The following is a 15209-nucleotide window of genomic DNA, read 5'->3' as shown; positions in this document are numbered from 1 at the left end:
GCCGCGAAGGGTATGATCACTCCACCCCGACGAAACCGCCGGTCTGGTGCTGCCAGAGCCGGGCATAGAGGCCGCCGTGCTCGAGCAGCTGGGCGTGGCTGCCGCTCTCGACGAGCCGCCCCCGGTCGATCACCACCAGGCGGTCCATGCGCGCGATGGTCGACAGGCGGTGGGCGATGGCGATCACCGTCTTGCCCTGCATCAGGGTGTCGAGGCTCTCCTGGATCGCCGCCTCGATCTCCGAATCCAGCGCCGAGGTGGCCTCGTCCAGCACCAGGATCGGCGCGTCCTTGAGCAGCACCCGGGCGATGGCGATGCGCTGGCGCTGGCCGCCGGACAGCTTGACCCCGCGCTCGCCGACCTGGGCGTCGAGGCCGCGGCCGCCCTGGCCGTCGTCGAGCAGACCGATGAAACCGTCGGCGCGGGCCTTGCGCACCGCCTCCAGCAGCTCGGCATCGCTGGCCCCGGGGCGGCCGTAGCGCAGGTTGTCGCGGATCGAGCGGTGCAGCAGCGAGCAGTCCTGGGTGACCACGCCGATCTGCGCGCGCAGGCTTTCCTGGGTCACCGTGGCGATGTCCTGGCCATCGATAAGGATGCGTCCGCCCTGCAGGTCGTAGAGGCGCAACAGCAGGCTGACCAGGGTCGACTTGCCGGCGCCGGAGGGGCCGACCAGGCCGATCTTCTCGCCGGCACGCACCTCGAGATCGAGGTCGCCGATCACCCCGCCGGCCTTGCCGTAGTGGAAGTCGATGTGCTCGAAGCGCACCGCGCCGCGGCTGACCCGCAGGGGCTGGGCGGCCGGGCGGTCGAGCACCTGGCGCGGCTGGACGATGCTGCGCATGCCGTCCTGCACGGTGCCGACGTTCTCGAAGATGCCGTTGACCACCCACATGATCCATTCGGCCATGTTGTTGATGCGGATCACCAGGCCCAGGGCCAGGGCGATGGCCCCGGTGCTGATCAGCGCCTGGCTCCACAGCCACAGCGCCAGGGCGCCGGTGCCGGCGATCAGCAGGCCGTTGAGGCAGGTGACGCTGAAGTCCAGGGCGGTGACGGTGCGGGTCTGCCGGCGCACCCGGTCGAGCAGGCGCTGCATGGCCTCGCGGGCGTAGCCTTCCTCCTCCCGGCTGTGGGCGAACAGCTTGAGGGTGGTGACGTTGCTGTAGCCGTCGACCACCCGCCCCATCAGCTGCGAGCGCGCCGCCGAGGCGGTGGCCGAGCGCGACTTGATGCGCGGCACGAAGTAGCCCAGCAGCAGGCAGTAGCCGAGCAGCCACAGGGCCAGCGGCAGCACCAGGCGCAGGTCCGCCTCGGCGAACAGGTACAGCGCGCTGCCGGCATACACCAGCACGTGCCACAGCGCGTCGACCACCTGCATGGCCGAGTCGCGCAGGGCCGGGCCGGTCTGCATGATGCGCTGGGCGATGCGCCCGGCGAAGTCGTTCTGGAAGAAGCTCAGGCTCTGTCCGAGCACGTAGCGGTGGCTCTGCCAGCGCACCAGGTTGGTCAGGTTCGGGGTGATGGCCTGATTGGCCAGCAGGTCGTGCAGGCCGAACACCAGGGGGCGGATCAGCACCACCACCAGCAGCATCCACAGCAACTCGCCCTGGTAGCGGCTGAAGAATTCGCTGTTCGGGGTGGTCTGGGCCATGTCGATCAGCTGGCCGAGGAAGCTGAACAGCGCCACCTCGATCAGTGCGGCGAAGAAACCGACCACCAGCACGGCGAGCAGCAGCGGCCAGGCCTGGATCAGGTAGTGGCTGTAGAAGGCCAGGATGCCTCTTGGCGGCACCGTATCCGGGCTGGGCCTGAACACGTCGAGCAGGGCTTCGAAGCGGCGAAACAGCATTCCGGGCGTCCTGCCTAGGCGATGGGGGAGAGGACGATTCTATCGCTTAACGGCGCGGGGCTCGACGGCCGCAGGAGGGGGATTGCCCGGCGCTCCGGGCAACAAGCGCCCGACGCCAGGGCAGCGTCGGGCGGGGCGGCATGGTGCCGAGGGGCTAGCGTTTGTACTGGGCCTGGAACTTGGCGATCAGCGTCAGGGGCTTGCTCTCTTCCTTGGTCAGGCCGTAGACCACCCGCTCGCCTCGGGGGCCGGAGGCGATCTCGGTGTGGCGGAAGATCGGCTCGCCGAGGCTGAAGGTGTCCATCATGTCGCCGTAGCGCTGGAATACGTAGATCACGCCGTGCTGGCGGATCTCGCCGTAGAAGGGGTTGGCCGGCGGCAGGCTGACGTTGAGGAACTGGTAGGCGGCGATCTGCTGCAGCTCCTTGCCCTGATCCTCGGCGCGCAGGGCGAGGATGATCGACTGGCCATGCTTGTCCTGCTGTTGCAGGTCTTTCAGGTAGGGCGCCTTGCCGGTTTCCAGGAAGTCGCGGAACACCTGGTAGTCGTCGAACACGAACAGCTCGTTGTCGGTGCGTACCTGGTACCAGTCCTCGTTGTTCGGCGTGGCGGCTGACTTCGCTGGTGCGGGGGCATGCAGGCTGCAGGCGGCGAGCGAGGCGGTCAGCAGTGCCAGGGCAAGGGGTTTGATCAGCAAGCGTGGTGACATGGTGAAACTCCTCCTAAGGGTGGCGGAGAATCTGCGCCCAGGTCATGACGCAATGATGACGAAACGGTGTGCGTGCGATGACATTTTTCGGTCAGTCGGGCGGAGCGTTCACGGCCGCTGCGAGGCCGTGGCCGGGGGCCGGTGCGGGCCCTCGCGGACCCGCACCGGCAGGGCTTACAGGCGCTTGGCCTCGAGGATCAGCACCGGCTCGCGCGGCACGTTCTGGTGACCGCCACGGTTGCCGGTGGGTACCATGGCGATCTTGTCGACCACCTCCATGCCGCGCACCACCTTGCCGAATACCGCGTAGCCGAAGTCGCGGCTGCCGTGGTCGAGGAAGGCGTTGTCCTTGTGGTTGATGAAGAACTGGCTGGTGGCCGAGTCGCGCACCTGGGTGCGGGCCATGGCCAGGGTGCCGCGCACGTTGTGCAGGCCGTTGTCGGCCTCGTTCTTGATCGGCGCCCGGGTCTTCTTCTGCTGCAGGTCGGCATCGAAACCGCCGCCCTGGATCATGAAGCCGGGGATCACCCGGTGGAACTGGGTGCCGGCGTAGTGGCCGCTGTCCACGTAGGCGAGGAAGTTTTCCACGCTGATGGGCGCCTTCTCGGCTTCCAGCTCGATTTCGATTTCGCCGGCGCTGGTGCTCAGCAGCACCCTGGGGTTCTCCGCGGCCAGCAGGCTGGCGGACAAGAGCAGGGAACAGGCGGCGAGGGCGAGTTGTTTGAGCATTGTCATGGGTCCTTGTGGTGGTTGGGCGCGGCCCCTTCGACTTCGCCGAGGAAGGCCAGCAGGCTGCTATTGAAGCGTTGCGGTTGATCCAGGGGTGTGGCGTGGCGCGAGTTTTCGATCACCAGCAGGCGCGCATCGGGCATTTCCGCGACATAGGCGGCCTTCTGCGCCACCGGGCTGTAGTCGCGGTCGGCGCTGATCACCAGGGTAGGACAGGTGATGCGTGCCAGGCGTTCCCGCACGCCCCAGCCGATGATGGCGTCGAGGCTGGCGAGGTAGGCGCGCCTGTCGTTCTGCGGCCAGCGTTCTTCGATCTTGCGCCGCAGTTCGGCCTGCTCGGGGTGGGGGAACAGCAGCCGGCCCAGGCCCTTGGCGATGGTGTCGAGGCTGAGCAGGCGCGACAGGCTCCAGCGCTTGGCGATCTCCAGGCGCTCGCGCAGGCTCCTGGCCTTGACCTCCGGGGCGCTGTTGACGATGCACAGGCTCCTGAGCAGTTCCGGGCGCTCGACGCCGAGCTGGAAGCCGACCATGCCGCCCATGGAGATGCCGACCAGATGTACCGCCTCCAGCTGCAGGTGCTCGATCAGCGCCGCCACGTCCTCGGCGAAGCCGGCGATGCTGTAGCGCTCGCGCGGCTTGTCGGAGCGGCCGTGGCCGCGCAGGTCGAGGGCGATGACCCGGTAGTGCGCCGCCAGTTCGGTGATCTGGTACTCCCAGTCGCGGATGCTCGAGCCCAGGCCGTGCACCAGCAGCAGCGGCGCGCCGTGGCCGTATTCCTGGTAGTGCAGCTGGCAGCCGTCGCTGTCGAAATAGGCCATGGGCTAGGACTCCCCGTTGGGCGCCGGGGGCGCGGCGAAGGGCGCATCCAGGGGGGCGGCGTCGAAGCGGCGGATCAGTTCGGCGAGGATCTGCGTGGCCGGTCCCAGCGACTTGTCCTTGTTCGAGTACAGCAGGTAGCGGGTATTGCGACTGCCGCCCTGGTCCAGGGGCAGGGGCTTGAGCAGGCCGTCCTTGAGCTCGCGCTCGATCAGGTGACGCGGCAGCCAGGCGAAGCCCAGACCGCTGCTGACGAAGCTGGCGGCGGTGGCCAGGCTGCCGACCGTCCAGCGCTGTTCGGCGCCGAGCCAGCCGACGTCGCGCGGCTGCTGCCGGCCCGAGTCGCGGATCACCACCTGCATCTGGCCCTCCAGGTCCTGGAAGCTCAGCTCCCGTTGCAGGCGGTGCAGCGGATGGTCGGGGTGGGCGACGGCGACGAACTCCACGGTGCTCATCTCCGTGCAGAGATAGCCGGGGATGTTCAGGCCGCTGATGGCCAGGTCGGCGGTGCCCTCCTTGAGCACGTCCTCCACGCCCGACAGCACTTCCTCGCGCAGGCGCACCCGGCAGCCGCGGCTCTGCGGCATGAAGGCGGTGAGGGCCCGCACCAGGCGCGCGTTGGGGTAGGCGGCATCGACCACCAGGCGCACCTCGGCCTCCCAGCCCTGTTCCATGTTGTGGGCCAGGTCTTCCAGCTGACTGGCCTGCTTGACCAGCTGCCGCGAGCGGCGCAGCAGCACCTCGCCGGCCTCGGTGAGTACCGCCTTGCGCCCGTCGATGCGCAGCAGCGGCACGCCGAGCTGCTCCTGCATGCGGGCCACCGTGTAGCTGACCGAGGATTGCGAGCGGTGCAGCACCTCGGCGGCCTGGGCGAAGCCGCCCTGGTCGACCACCGCCTGCAGGGTCCGCCACTGGTCGAGGGTCACGCGTGGCGCTTTCATTATCCTCTCCTATTCATGCGCCGCGCCGGGTGCACGGCACGGCGATCTCGCCCTAAACTGGCAGCCCCCTGCCGGAGACTGCCCGATGAGAAACCTCTGTTGCGCCCTGATCGCCCTGCTGCCGTTGGCGGCGTTCGCCTACCCGATCGAGCTGGACAAGACGCTCAACGGCGCCGAGGTCTCCGCCACCACCCAGGAGATCGACCACAACATGGGCGCCGTGCTGCTCTACAACTATGGCCAGACCGAGGCGCAGTGCAGCGGGGTGTTCCGCAACGGCCCCGAACGACCGCGCACGCGCAAGGTGGTGCTGGCGGCGGGGGAGCGCGGCAACATGACGGTGAAGTTCGCCCGCAGCATCATCAAGCTGCGCGTGAAGCTGACCTGCACCCTGAACTGACCCTGCACGGACCGATCCTGGAGGGCTCTGGACAGGATTGAGCCTAGTGCGCCGCCTTCGATAAATCAACTTTATCGATCTATATTGCCTGTTTTTTGCGCTTTTTAATCGGATGCTGTGACCATAGTCTGTGCCCATCGACACAGCACAACCCACGATGGAGCCCAAATCATGTCCCATGTCCTGGTAATCGAAAGCAGCGCTCGGCAACAAGGCTCGGTTTCCCGCCAGCTCACCGAACAGTTCGTTGCACGCTGGCAGAGCAGCCATCCTGACGACAGCATCCAGCTGCGCGACCTGGCGCTGGAGCCGATACCGCACCTGGATGCCAACCTGCTGGGTGGCTGGATGACCCCGGCCGAGCAGCAGAGCGAGGCGGAGCAGGCCGCGCTGGCGCTGTCCAACCGGCTCACCGACGAGCTGCTCGCCGCCGATGTGCTGGTGCTGGCCGCGCCCATGTACAACTTCGCGATTCCCAGCACCCTGAAGGCCTGGCTGGACCATGTGCTGCGGGCCGGGGTGACCTTCCAGTACACCGAGAACGGTCCCCAGGGCCTGCTCGGCGGCAAGCGCGCCTTCGTCCTCACCGCCCGCGGCGGCATCTATGCCGGCGGCAGCCTGGATCATCAGGAACCCTACCTGCGCCAGGCCCTGGGCTTCATCGGCATCCACGATGTCAGCTTCATCCATGCCGAAGGCCTCAACATGGGCGACGAGTTTTCCGAGAAGGGTCTGGCCGAAGCGCAGGCGAGATTGGCACAAGTGGCCTAGTCTTTAGTTAACAGCTAATACCTTCGCGTCCCACGCTCCTGGGCGCGGATCTGCCCGATCAGCTCTCTCCACGGGTTGATTGGGCCTTTTTTTGTCGCCCAGGCAGGCATTGTCGCGAGGGGCCGGAGCGGATAAGGTCGCCGGTTTGCCGCGAGGTGGCCATGCCTTATCTGCTGTTCGTGACCCTGTTGTGGGCCTTTTCCTTCAGCCTGATCGGCGAGTACCTGGCCGGCCAGGTGGACAGCTACTTCGCCGTGCTGACGCGCATCGTCATCGCCGGCCTGGTGTTCCTGCCGCTGACCCGCTGGCGCGGCGTGCCCCGGAGTTTCATCCGCGGCATGCTGCTGATCGGCGCCCTGCAGTTCGGCGTCACCTACGTCTGCCTGTACCTGAGCTTCGGCGTGCTGAGCGTGCCGGAGGTGCTGCTGTTCACCGTGCTTACGCCCCTGTATGTGACCCTGATCGAGGATGCCCTGCGGCGGCGCTTCAATGCCTCGGCCCTGCTCGCCGCGCTGATGGCGGTGGCCGGCGCGGTGCTGATCCGCTACGACCGGGTCGGCGCGGACTTCTACTCCGGCTTCTGCCTGCTGCAGGTCGCCAACGCCACCTTTGCCGCCGGCCAGGTGTTGTACAAGCATCTGCTGGCGCGCCATCCCTCGGACCTGCCGCAGTACCGCCGCTTCGGCTACTTCTACCTGGGCGCGCTGGCGGTGGCGCTGCCGGCCTTCCTGGTGTTCGGAAACGCCGCCCGCTTACCCAGCAGCGCCCTGCAGTGGAGCGTGCTGGCCTGGCTCGGTATGGTGGCCTCCGGATTGGGCCTTTACTGGTGGAACAAGGGCGCCAGCCTGGTCGATGGCGGCACCCTGGCGGTGATGAACAACGCCCTGGTACCGGCCGGCCTGCTGGTCAACCTGCTGCTGTGGAACCGCGATGCCGACCTGCTGCGCCTGGGCCTGGGCGGGGCGGTGATCGCCGCATCCCTGCTGTTTATTCGGACGAGCCCTGCACAAGGAGCCGAGGCGAGGCAATGAATCTGTCTGGACGTGGCGTGGCGCTGTCGGTGTGTTCCTCGGTGCTGTTCGCCCTGATTCCCGGTTACGTGCAGCAGCTGGCGCCGCTCGATGGCGTGCAGGTGTTCGCCCAGCGCGTGCTCTGGTCGATCCCGGCGATCCTGCTGCTGGTGGCGCTGAGCCGGCAGTGGGCGACCCTGGCCGCGGTACTCGGGCGCATGCGCCGCGAGCCGCTGCTGCTGCTGGCCACGCCGCTGGCCGCCGTGCTGATCGGGGTGCAGTGGGGGCTGTTCGTCTGGGCGCCGCTGGCCGGGCACATGCTCGATGTGTCCCTGGGCTACTTCCTCCTGCCGCTGGTGATGGTGCTGGCCGGCCGCCTGTTCTACGGCGAGCGCCTGCGGCCCTTGCTCCGGGTGGCGGTGTTCTTTGCGGCGCTCGGGGTGCTGTATGAGCTGTGGCGCACCCAGGCGTTCTCCTGGGTGACCCTGGTCACCGTCCTGGGCTACCCGCCGTATTTCATGCTGCGCCGCTGGATGCGCATGGACGCGTTGTCCGGCTTCATCCTGGAGATGCTGGTGCTGGCGCCCATCGCCATCTGGCTGATCGTCGCCTGGGGGCCGGCCGATGCCTTCGCGCTGGCGCCGCAGCTGTGGTGGTGGCTGCCGGGCCTGGGCCTGCTCGGCACCCTGGCCTTCGCCGGGATGATGGCCTCCAGCCGGCTGCTGCCCCTGGGCCTGTTCGGCATTCTCAGCTATGTCGAGCCGGTGCTGCTGTTCGCCGTATCGCTGCTGTATCTGGGCGAGCACTTCGACCCGGCGCAGTTGCCGACCTACCTGCCGATCTGGCTGGCGGTGCTGCTGGTCGCCTGGGACAGCGTGCGCCTGTTGATCAAGCAGCGGCGCATCTGACCGCCAGGATCGGGTAGGCTGGGGCATGACTGGTTTGCGGGTGGACCCTATGCGCATCAATGCGGACCTCGAGCGGCGGGTGCTGCTCGATACCCGGTCGCTGGCCTGGCAGGCCTCGCCGCTGCCCGGTGTCGAGCGCCGCCCCCTGGAGCGTTTCGCCGCGGAAAGCGGCCGCGCCACCTCGATCGTGCGCTATGCGCCGGGTTCGGCGTTCAGCCGCCACCTGCACCCCGGCGGCGAGGAGATCCTGGTGCTCGAGGGGGTGTTCGTCGATGAGCACGGCGAGTACCCGGCCGGCTATTGGCTGAAGAACCCGCCGGGCAGCGGCCACACGCCCTCCAGCCCGGGCGGCTGCCTGCTGTTCGTCAAGCTCTGTTACCAGGCGGCGGAGGACCAGCGCACGGCGCGCATCGACAGCCGCACGGCCGAGTGGCGGCCGGGCCTGGTGCCGGGGCTGCAGGTGCTGCCGCTGGACAGTCACGGCGCGGTGCACACGGCGCTGGTGCGCTGGGCGCCGGGGACCCGCTTCCAGGCCCATCAGCACCCCGGGGGCGCGGAAATCCTGGTGCTGGAGGGGGTGTTCGAGGACGAGTTCGGCGCCTACCCGGCCGGCACCTGGCTGCGCAACCCCCGGGGTTCGCGGCACACGCCGTTCTCCCGCGAGGGTTGTCTGATCTACGTCAAGGTCGGCCACCTGGGTGCAGATGCCGCGGCCGATCAGTCCAGCACATTCCTCAGCACCTCGTAGACGATCCCCGTGGCGATCGCCACCAGCACCACGTCGCGGCCGATCTGCTGCCACTCGTAGCCCTCGTAGTGCGGCAGCTGGCGGCTCAGGTGCGGGTCGAAGCGTTTGGCGATGCCCGGTGGCAGCGGCTTGCCGCGTGCCAGGTTCTTGGCGATGCCCGGCGGCAGTGCGCCGGCCGGCGCCAGCAGATGGCGGTTGTCGCCGAGGATGATGCGCACCCGGCCGATGTCGATGGTGGGGCCGTCGAGCTGGGCGCGGATGTCGCCGTCATGGCCGCCGCCATGCTTGTCGGCCTTGTCGTGTTTCGGTGCGGCCACGGCGAGCTGAGCGCTCAGGGCCAGGCTGAGGGCGCCGCACAAGAGCAGGGGGAAGGAACGGGGCATGGCAGTCTCCGGACGGGTTGTCGATGATTCTCCTGATTGAATTGAGCGCCTCAAGCGCTTTTGGTTCAAGGGCCAGGACGGGCCGATGTGCGGGCTGGCACAAAGAAATTCGGCCGCGGCGCGGGAAACCGTTAGGCTATGCAGCTGATTTCCGTATTTTGCCGAGGTTGACCCCGTGTTTTCCCAATTCGCCCTGCACGAACGCCTGCTGAAAGCCGTGGCCGAGCTGAACTTTGTCGAGCCCACCCCGGTGCAGGTGGCGGCCATTCCGCCGGCGCTGCAGGGGCGTGACCTGCGGGTGATCGCCCAGACCGGCAGCGGCAAGACCGCGGCCTTCGTCCTGCCCATGCTCAACCGCCTGCTCGGTGACGGCGCACCCAAGCCGCGGGTGAGCCTGCGCGCGGTGATCCTGCTGCCGACCCGCGAGCTGGCCCAGCAGACCCTCAAGGAAGTCGAGCGCTTCGCCCAGTTCACCTTTATCAAGGCCGGGCTGATCACCGGTGGCGAGGACTTCAAGTCGCAGGCGGCCATGCTGCGCCGGGTGGACATCCTGATCGGCACCCCGGGACGGCTGATCGAGCACGCCAACGCCGGCAACCTGCCGCTGGAGGAGGTCGAGGTGCTGGTGCTGGACGAGGCCGACCGCATGCTCGACATGGGCTTCGCCGAAGACGTGCAGCGCCTGGCCGAGGCCTGCAGCGGGCCGCACCAGACCCTGCTGTTCTCCGCCACCAGCGGCGGTTCTGGTTTGCGCGAGATGGTCGCCAAGGTGCTCAAGGAGCCGCAGCACCTGCAGCTCAACGCCGTCAGCCAGCTCGCCGAGGGCACCCGCCAGCAGATCATCACCGCCGACCACAACTACCACAAGGAACAGCTGGTCGACTGGTTGCTGAGCAACGAGACCTACGACAAGGCGATCATCTTCACCAACACCCGGGTGCAGGCCGACCGCCTCTACGGCAAGCTGGTGGCCCGCGAGTTCAAGACCTTCGTGCTGCACGGCGAGAAGGACCAGAAGGACCGCAAGCTGGCCATCGAGCGCCTCAAGCAGGGCGCGGTGAAGATCCTGGTTGCCACCGACGTGGCGGCCCGCGGCCTGGACGTCGAGGGTCTTGACCTGGTGATCAACTTCGACATGCCGCGCTCCGGCGACGAGTACGTGCACCGCATCGGCCGCACCGGTCGTGCCGGCGCCGAGGGCCTGGCGATCTCGCTGATCTGCCACACCGACTGGAACCTGATGTCGAGCATCGAGCGCTACCTCAAGCAGCGTTTCGAGCGCCGCACCGTCAAGGAGCTGAAGGGCACGTATCAGGGGCCGAAAAACCTCAAGGCGTCCGGCAAGGCGGCCGGCACCAAGAAGAAAAAGACCGACGCCAAGGGCACCAAGAAAAGTGCGGCGAAGAAGCCCGCGGCCAAGGCCCCGAGCAAGCGCAACACCATCAACAAGCCGAAGAGCGAGGCGCCGGCGCTGGTGAGCCAGGACGGTCTGGCGCCGCTGAAGCGACGCAAGCCGGCGGCCGAGTAAGGCTCGATGCGCTGGTGGCCGCTGGGTGCGAGCGCACTGTTGGCGTTATCGTTCAAGGCCCTGGGCCAGGGCGCGATCCACAAGTGCCTGCAGCCCGACGGGGTGGTGCTCTACAGCGACCAGGCCTGCAGCATGGCGCACGGCAACCTGGCCCTGAGTGTCAGCGGCTATGCCGACTATCCGCCCCTGCTGCGGGGCCTGGCCAAGGTCTGGCACGAGCAGGTCCAGCCGCTGTTCGGCGGGGTCGACCTGCTGCCTTATCTGGCGCTGCTCTATGGGCTGATGAGCCTGGTCTGTTTTTTCGCCTACTGGCGCGACAAGCGCTTCGCCATGCGTGGCGCGCGGCGCACGCCCGAGGCGCGCCTGCATCTGTACGAGCTGTTGGGTGGCTGGCCGGGCGGGTTGGTGGCGCAGCGGCTGATCCGCCACAAGAATCGCAAGCTCGGCTACCAGCTGACCTTCTGGTCGATCGTGCTGCTGCATCTGCTGACGGCGGCGCTGGTGCTGTGGCTGGCCCATAGACCCTAGTCACAGATGGTCGCCCTGTGACTCTAGGCGGGCACGGGGCATGGCATGCCCGCCTAGCCCCGGGCTTACTCCGGCACTATCAGGATCTTGCCGTCGCGCTCGCCGCTGGCCGCCGCGGCCACCGCCTGCTTGATCTGGCTGACGTCGTAGGTGGCCGCCACGCGGGCGTGCAGCTTGCCGCCGGCGATCAGCTGGGTCAGCTCGCCGAACACCTGCATCTGCTCGGCCGGGGTCGCCTGCTGGAACCACTTGGCCAGCCAGAAGCCCTTGAGGGTCACGCCGCGGAAGACGAAGGAGGCCGGCGACACCTGGCAGGGCTGGCGGCTCATCATCCCGTAGTTCACCAGCACGCCGCCGTCGCACAGGCTCGCGGCGATATGGTCGGTGGCCTCGCCGCCGACCGCGTCGATGCCCAGGCGCACCCCCACGCCGCCGGTGGCCGCGCGCACGCGCTTGGCCAGGTCCGGGCCGTCGACCAGCACCACGTCGCCGCCCTCGGCCTCGACAGCGGCCACCGCCGACTCGCGGCGCACCACGTTGAGGGTCTTGAAGCCGCGCAGCTTGGCCAGCTGGATCAGGTAGCTGCCGACGCCCGAGTTGGCGGCGTTCTGGATCACCCAGTCGCCGGGCTGCAGGTCGACGAACTGGCTGAGCAGCAGCGAGGCGGTCGGCGGGTTGACCGTCATCATCGCCAGCTGCTGCGGGTCGGCCTCCGGCAGCGGGATCAGCTTGTCCGCCGGCGCATTCAGGTGGCTTACCCAGGTGCCGCAGCCGACCGGCAACAGCACCAGCTGGCCGACCTTGAGGTTGTTCACCTGCGGTCCCAGTTCTTCGACCCGGCCGACGCCCTCGTTGCCGCCCACCGCCGGCAGTGGCGGCAGCATGCCGTACTCGCCGGTCAGGGTGAGCACGTCGGAGGGGTTGATCGGCGCGGCCTGCACCTTGACCCGCACCTGGCCGGCGGCGGGCGCCGGCAGTTGCAATTCGACGGCTTCGATCACGTCCTGCGGCACCGGGCCGCGTGCCTGGTATTGGGCTTTGAGCATTGGGGTTCTCCCTGGGATGGCGACTGAGTCAGCGGCCCAGTCTAGACCGCGGCGGCTGCGTGCGGACGAATCCAGCACCATCGATCTCGCTGATCATGGTCGGCGTCCGCGGGCTGAACCCAGGCCCGCGATGCTGCACTATGCTCGGAGCGAAGACCGGGGCGAGGGTTCGCCGGTTGCACCGAGGAGGTCTTGCCATGCCGATCAGGTCAGGGTTGGCGGTGCTCGTTCTGGCCGCCGCGTTGTCGTCCACCGGCGCGCTGGGGCGCGAATATCCGAGCGAGCACGGCACGCTGCAGGTCGATGAGCTGCTGTCCGGGCTCGAGCACCCCTGGGCCCTGGCGTTCCTGCCGGAGGGGCAGGGGCTGCTGTTGACCGAGCGCCCCGGCCGCCTGCGCCTGCTCGACGCCGGCGGCCGCCTGTCGGCGCCCATCGCGGGCGTGCCGGCGGTCTACGCCAGGGGCCAGGGCGGTCTGCTCGACGTGGCGCTGGCGCCCGACTTCGGCAGCGATCGCTGGGTGTACCTGGCCTATGCCGAAGCCGGGGAGCAGGGCTATGCCGGCACGGCGGTCGGGCGCGGTCGTCTGTCGGCCGATGGGCGCCGTCTCGAGGGCTTCGAGGTGATCTTCCGGCAGCTGCCGAAGCTGTCGAGCGGCGTGCACTTCGGCTCGCGCCTGGTGTTCGACCGCGAGGGCTACCTGTTCATCGCCCTGGGCGAGAACAACCAGCGGCCGACCGCCCAGCACCTGGACAAGCTGCAAGGCAAGGTGGTGCGCCTGCACCCGGACGGCCGCGTGCCGCGGGACAACCCCTTCGTCGGTCGGGCCGACGCCCGTGGGGAAATCTGGTCCTATGGCCATCGCAACCCCCAGGGTGCGGCACTCAACCCCTGGAGCGGCCGGCTGTGGGTGCATGAGCACGGCCCGCGCGGTGGCGACGAGATCAACATCCCCCAGGCCGGGCGCAACTATGGCTGGCCGCTCGCGACCCATGGGGTGAACTATTCGTTTCTGCCGATCCCCGAGGCGCAGGGCGAGACGGTGGCCGGCACCGAGCCGCCGCACTACGTATGGGAGAAGTCGCCGGCGATCAGCGGCATGGCTTTCTACGACGCGACGCGTTTTCCCGAGTGGCGCCATAGCCTGTTCGTCGGCGCGCTGGCCGGGCGGGCGCTGCTGCGCCTGGAGCTGGATGGCGACCGGGTGACCCACGAGGAGCGCCTGCTGGAGGCGCTGGATGAACGCATTCGCGACGTGCGCCAGGGCCCGGACGGCTATCTGTATGTCTTGACCGATGCGCGCAATGGCCAGCTGCTGCGCCTGGGCTTGCGGCCCTGACAGGCCTCGTCGCGCCATGCCGGGCGCCGCGCTGCCAGGGCCGGCGTGGCACTCGCCCACCCGGTGCGGCGCAACCCGTCGTAGGGGGGCAGGGGGAGAGGGCGCCGGCTGAAGCGCCGCGCGGCTACTTCTTGCCGATGGTGATCTGCTTGCTGGCGCCGTAGACCTGGCCGCTGACGCCTTTCTCGATCTGTTGAATCTCGCCGCCGGCTTTCAGGAAGGCCGCGACCTGCGCGTCGATCGAGGCGCTGGTTTCAACGGCAGGGGCCGGCTTGGGTTTGCTCTGGGATGCTTTTACACGCATGGCAGCCATTAACCTGTTCGAAATTAATTTGGCCGGGCATTGTACGTGATCGGCTTGACAATTGCTTGGTAAATAATATTGGGAGGCTGTTTCTGGTCTGCCGAAGAGGTTGCGAAACCGGCCGACTATTACTCTTCCGGCTCGACTAAGTCGTTGTTTTCAGTGGTGCACGTCGTGCCTGGCCGGTGACTGCGGCTGCGGCCTCTTGCCGTTGGTCGGCTCGTTCCCGGAGGCGCCGTATCCCGCGGCAACGGCGCCTGCGGGCAGCCAAGTCTACGGCAACTCGGGTAGAATGCGGCCCTCGCAACGAGGGTAGGGCACCATGGCGGTTATTGGACGCATGAACTGTTTGCAGGTCGTCAAACACACCGATTTCGGTCTGTACTTGGATGGTGGCGCGGACGGCGAAATTCTATTGCCCAAGCGTTATATCCCCCAGGATACGCCGAGCGAGGTGGAAGACTGGCTGAATGTATTCATCTATTTGGACAGTGACGACAAGTTAATTGCCACCACGGAAAAACCGAAAGTTCAGGTCGGCGAATTCGCCAGCCTGAAAGTCGTGGATATCAACCGCGTCGGCTTATTCCTCAACTGGGGATTGCCGAAGGACCTGCTGCTGCCCCACTCGGAAGAAAAACGCCCGCTGCAGGTCGGCGACTACTGCGTGGTGCATGTCTTTCTCGACAAACGCAGCAAGCGCATCACCGCCACGGCGCGCCTGGATCGTTACCTGGACCAGCTGCCGGTCAGTTACCGGGTCGGGCAGGAAGTCGACCTGCTGGTGGTCGAAGCCACCGACATGGGCTTCAAGGCCATCATCAATGGCCAGCACTGGGGCCTGATTCACAAGAACGAGTTGTTCAAGTTCCTGCGCAGCGGCATGCGTGAGAAAGGCTTCATCAAGGAGGTGCGCGCCGACGGCAAGATCAGCCTGAGCCTGCAGCCGGTGGGGCAGGATGCGGTCGGCAGCCTGAGCGAGCAGATCCTGGCCAAGCTGCGCGAGCGCGGCGGCATGCTGGAACTCAGCGACAAGAGCTCGCCGCAAGCCATCAGCGCGCTGTTCCGCGCCAGCAAGGGCAACTTCAAGAAGGCCATCGGCGGCCTGTACAAGCAGGGGCGCATCCGTATCCACGACGACCGAATCGAACTGCTCGGCGAGTGAGGCGTCGGCGACTCGCCGGGCGCGTTCCTTCGCACCG

16 protein-coding genes and 1 pseudogene are annotated in these 15209 nt (G+C 67.7%); 9 read left to right on the top strand and 8 right to left on the bottom strand.

All coding sequences use genetic code 11. The features are described 5' to 3' along the window. Positions 1–16: 16 nt before the first annotated feature. From I0D00_RS14950 to I0D00_RS14930, 5 genes are all read right to left on the bottom strand, one after another. The gene (locus I0D00_RS14950) at positions 17–1849 is read right to left on the bottom strand and encodes an ABC transporter ATP-binding protein (RefSeq protein ID WP_213640630.1); all 1833 of its coding nucleotides are present in this window, start codon (positions 1847–1849) and stop codon (positions 17–19) included. Positions 1850–2003: 154 nt separating this feature from the next. Then, complete coding sequence (locus I0D00_RS14945; protein WP_213640629.1) at positions 2004–2558, bottom strand: hypothetical protein; 555 nt, start codon at positions 2556–2558, stop codon at positions 2004–2006. 174 nt (positions 2559–2732) lie between these two features. After that, on the bottom strand, positions 2733–3287 hold the full coding sequence (locus I0D00_RS14940) for a peptidylprolyl isomerase (RefSeq protein WP_213640628.1): 555 nt from the start codon (positions 3285–3287) through the stop codon (positions 2733–2735). A gap of 2 nt (positions 3288–3289) precedes the next feature. Then, the gene (locus I0D00_RS14935; RefSeq protein WP_213640627.1) at positions 3290–4105 is read right to left on the bottom strand and encodes an alpha/beta fold hydrolase; all 816 of its coding nucleotides are present in this window, start codon (positions 4103–4105) and stop codon (positions 3290–3292) included. Positions 4106–4108: 3 nt separating this feature from the next. Further along, entirely contained in the window at positions 4109–5044 is a 936-nt protein-coding gene (locus I0D00_RS14930) for a PA3225 family LysR-type transcriptional regulator (protein WP_213640626.1), read from the bottom strand. 85 nt (positions 5045–5129) lie between these two features. Between I0D00_RS14930 and I0D00_RS14925 the strand changes: the two genes are divergently transcribed. The 5 genes from I0D00_RS14925 to I0D00_RS14905 all read left to right on the top strand — a co-directional run bounded on the left by I0D00_RS14925 (position 5130) and on the right by I0D00_RS14905 (position 8881). Further along, positions 5130–5444 (top strand): 3-phosphoglycerate kinase, encoded by a 315-nt coding sequence (locus I0D00_RS14925; RefSeq protein ID WP_213640625.1) that lies wholly within the window; start codon positions 5130–5132, stop codon positions 5442–5444. Positions 5445–5615: 171 nt separating this feature from the next. Next, positions 5616–6215 carry an FMN-dependent NADH-azoreductase gene (locus tag I0D00_RS14920; protein ID WP_213640624.1) on the top strand — a complete coding sequence of 200 codons (600 nt, stop codon included), beginning with the start codon at positions 5616–5618 and terminating at the stop codon, positions 6213–6215. A 161-nt stretch (positions 6216–6376) separates the two neighbouring features. After that, complete coding sequence (locus I0D00_RS14915) at positions 6377–7246, top strand: carboxylate/amino acid/amine transporter (protein WP_213640623.1); 870 nt, start codon at positions 6377–6379, stop codon at positions 7244–7246. Then, positions 7243–8133, top strand: a complete 891-nt coding sequence (rarD, locus tag I0D00_RS14910) for an EamA family transporter RarD (RefSeq protein ID WP_213640622.1) — start codon at positions 7243–7245, stop codon at positions 8131–8133. The genes I0D00_RS14915 and rarD overlap by 4 nt, the downstream gene beginning before the upstream one ends. A 49-nt stretch (positions 8134–8182) precedes the next feature. Next, entirely contained in the window at positions 8183–8881 is a 699-nt protein-coding gene (locus I0D00_RS14905; RefSeq protein ID WP_213640621.1) for a cupin domain-containing protein, read from the top strand. On the opposite strand, the gene I0D00_RS14900 is transcribed toward I0D00_RS14905, so the two are convergent. Next, entirely contained in the window at positions 8851–9264 is a 414-nt protein-coding gene (locus I0D00_RS14900; protein WP_213640620.1) for an anti-virulence regulator CigR family protein, read from the bottom strand. The two genes, I0D00_RS14905 and I0D00_RS14900, sit on opposite strands and share 31 nt — an antisense overlap. Positions 9265–9439: 175 nt before the next feature. Here I0D00_RS14900 and I0D00_RS14895 point away from each other — a divergent pair, with 175 nt between their 5' ends. Together I0D00_RS14895 and I0D00_RS21575 are read left to right on the top strand one after the other, a co-directional pair. Continuing rightward, a complete protein-coding gene (locus I0D00_RS14895) occupies positions 9440–10792 on the top strand; it encodes a DEAD/DEAH box helicase (protein WP_213640619.1) in 1353 nt (450 codons plus the stop codon). Positions 10793–11032: 240 nt separating this feature from the next. Next, positions 11033–11320 (top strand): annotated as a pseudogene (locus tag I0D00_RS21575) (DUF1294 domain-containing protein); the annotation flags it as partial. A gap of 65 nt (positions 11321–11385) precedes the next feature. Here the strand turns inward: I0D00_RS21575 and I0D00_RS14885 are convergent. After that, positions 11386–12366 (bottom strand): zinc-dependent alcohol dehydrogenase family protein, encoded by a 981-nt coding sequence (locus I0D00_RS14885; protein WP_213640617.1) that lies wholly within the window; start codon positions 12364–12366, stop codon positions 11386–11388. A 197-nt stretch (positions 12367–12563) separates the two neighbouring features. Between I0D00_RS14885 and I0D00_RS14880 the strand changes: the two genes are divergently transcribed. Beyond that, positions 12564–13703 carry a PQQ-dependent sugar dehydrogenase gene (locus I0D00_RS14880; protein ID WP_213640616.1) on the top strand — a complete coding sequence of 380 codons (1140 nt, stop codon included), beginning with the start codon at positions 12564–12566 and terminating at the stop codon, positions 13701–13703. A 124-nt stretch (positions 13704–13827) separates the two neighbouring features. On the opposite strand, the gene I0D00_RS14875 is transcribed toward I0D00_RS14880, so the two are convergent. Beyond that, entirely contained in the window at positions 13828–14016 is a 189-nt protein-coding gene (locus I0D00_RS14875; protein WP_213640615.1) for a hypothetical protein, read from the bottom strand. Between the two features lie 313 nt (positions 14017–14329). Here I0D00_RS14875 and I0D00_RS14870 point away from each other — a divergent pair, with 313 nt between their 5' ends. Next, positions 14330–15172 carry a CvfB family protein gene (locus I0D00_RS14870; RefSeq protein WP_213640614.1) on the top strand — a complete coding sequence of 281 codons (843 nt, stop codon included), beginning with the start codon at positions 14330–14332 and terminating at the stop codon, positions 15170–15172. Positions 15173–15209 lie beyond the last annotated feature (37 nt).

This window comes from Pseudomonas lalucatii (assembly GCF_018398425.1).
In the GTDB taxonomy this organism is placed as follows: domain Bacteria; phylum Pseudomonadota; class Gammaproteobacteria; order Pseudomonadales; family Pseudomonadaceae; genus Aquipseudomonas; species Aquipseudomonas lalucatii.
This window is presented reverse-complemented; position numbering and strand designations above follow the sequence as displayed.

Bases quoted from the DNA above. Each gene is read 5' to 3' on its own strand.
- I0D00_RS14950 (WP_213640630.1), bottom strand. From the start codon at position 1,849: ATGCTGTTTCGCCGCTTCGAAGCCCTGCTCGACGTGTTCAGGCCCAGC.
- I0D00_RS14945 (WP_213640629.1), bottom strand. From the start codon at position 2,558: ATGTCACCACGCTTGCTGATCAAACCCCTTGCCCTGGCACTGCTGACC.
- I0D00_RS14940 (WP_213640628.1), bottom strand. From the start codon at position 3,287: ATGCTCAAACAACTCGCCCTCGCCGCCTGTTCCCTGCTCTTGTCCGCC.
- I0D00_RS14935 (WP_213640627.1), bottom strand. From the start codon at position 4,105: ATGGCCTATTTCGACAGCGACGGCTGCCAGCTGCACTACCAGGAATAC.
- I0D00_RS14930 (WP_213640626.1), bottom strand. From the start codon at position 5,044: ATGAAAGCGCCACGCGTGACCCTCGACCAGTGGCGGACCCTGCAGGCG.
- I0D00_RS14925 (WP_213640625.1), top strand. From the start codon at position 5,130: ATGAGAAACCTCTGTTGCGCCCTGATCGCCCTGCTGCCGTTGGCGGCG.
- I0D00_RS14920 (WP_213640624.1), top strand. From the start codon at position 5,616: ATGTCCCATGTCCTGGTAATCGAAAGCAGCGCTCGGCAACAAGGCTCG.
- I0D00_RS14915 (WP_213640623.1), top strand. From the start codon at position 6,377: ATGCCTTATCTGCTGTTCGTGACCCTGTTGTGGGCCTTTTCCTTCAGC.
- rarD (WP_213640622.1), top strand. From the start codon at position 7,243: ATGAATCTGTCTGGACGTGGCGTGGCGCTGTCGGTGTGTTCCTCGGTG.
- I0D00_RS14905 (WP_213640621.1), top strand. From the start codon at position 8,183: ATGCGCATCAATGCGGACCTCGAGCGGCGGGTGCTGCTCGATACCCGG.
- I0D00_RS14900 (WP_213640620.1), bottom strand. From the start codon at position 9,264: ATGCCCCGTTCCTTCCCCCTGCTCTTGTGCGGCGCCCTCAGCCTGGCC.
- I0D00_RS14885 (WP_213640617.1), bottom strand. From the start codon at position 12,366: ATGCTCAAAGCCCAATACCAGGCACGCGGCCCGGTGCCGCAGGACGTG.
- I0D00_RS14880 (WP_213640616.1), top strand. From the start codon at position 12,564: ATGCCGATCAGGTCAGGGTTGGCGGTGCTCGTTCTGGCCGCCGCGTTG.
- I0D00_RS14875 (WP_213640615.1), bottom strand. From the start codon at position 14,016: ATGGCTGCCATGCGTGTAAAAGCATCCCAGAGCAAACCCAAGCCGGCC.
- I0D00_RS14870 (WP_213640614.1), top strand. From the start codon at position 14,330: ATGGCGGTTATTGGACGCATGAACTGTTTGCAGGTCGTCAAACACACC.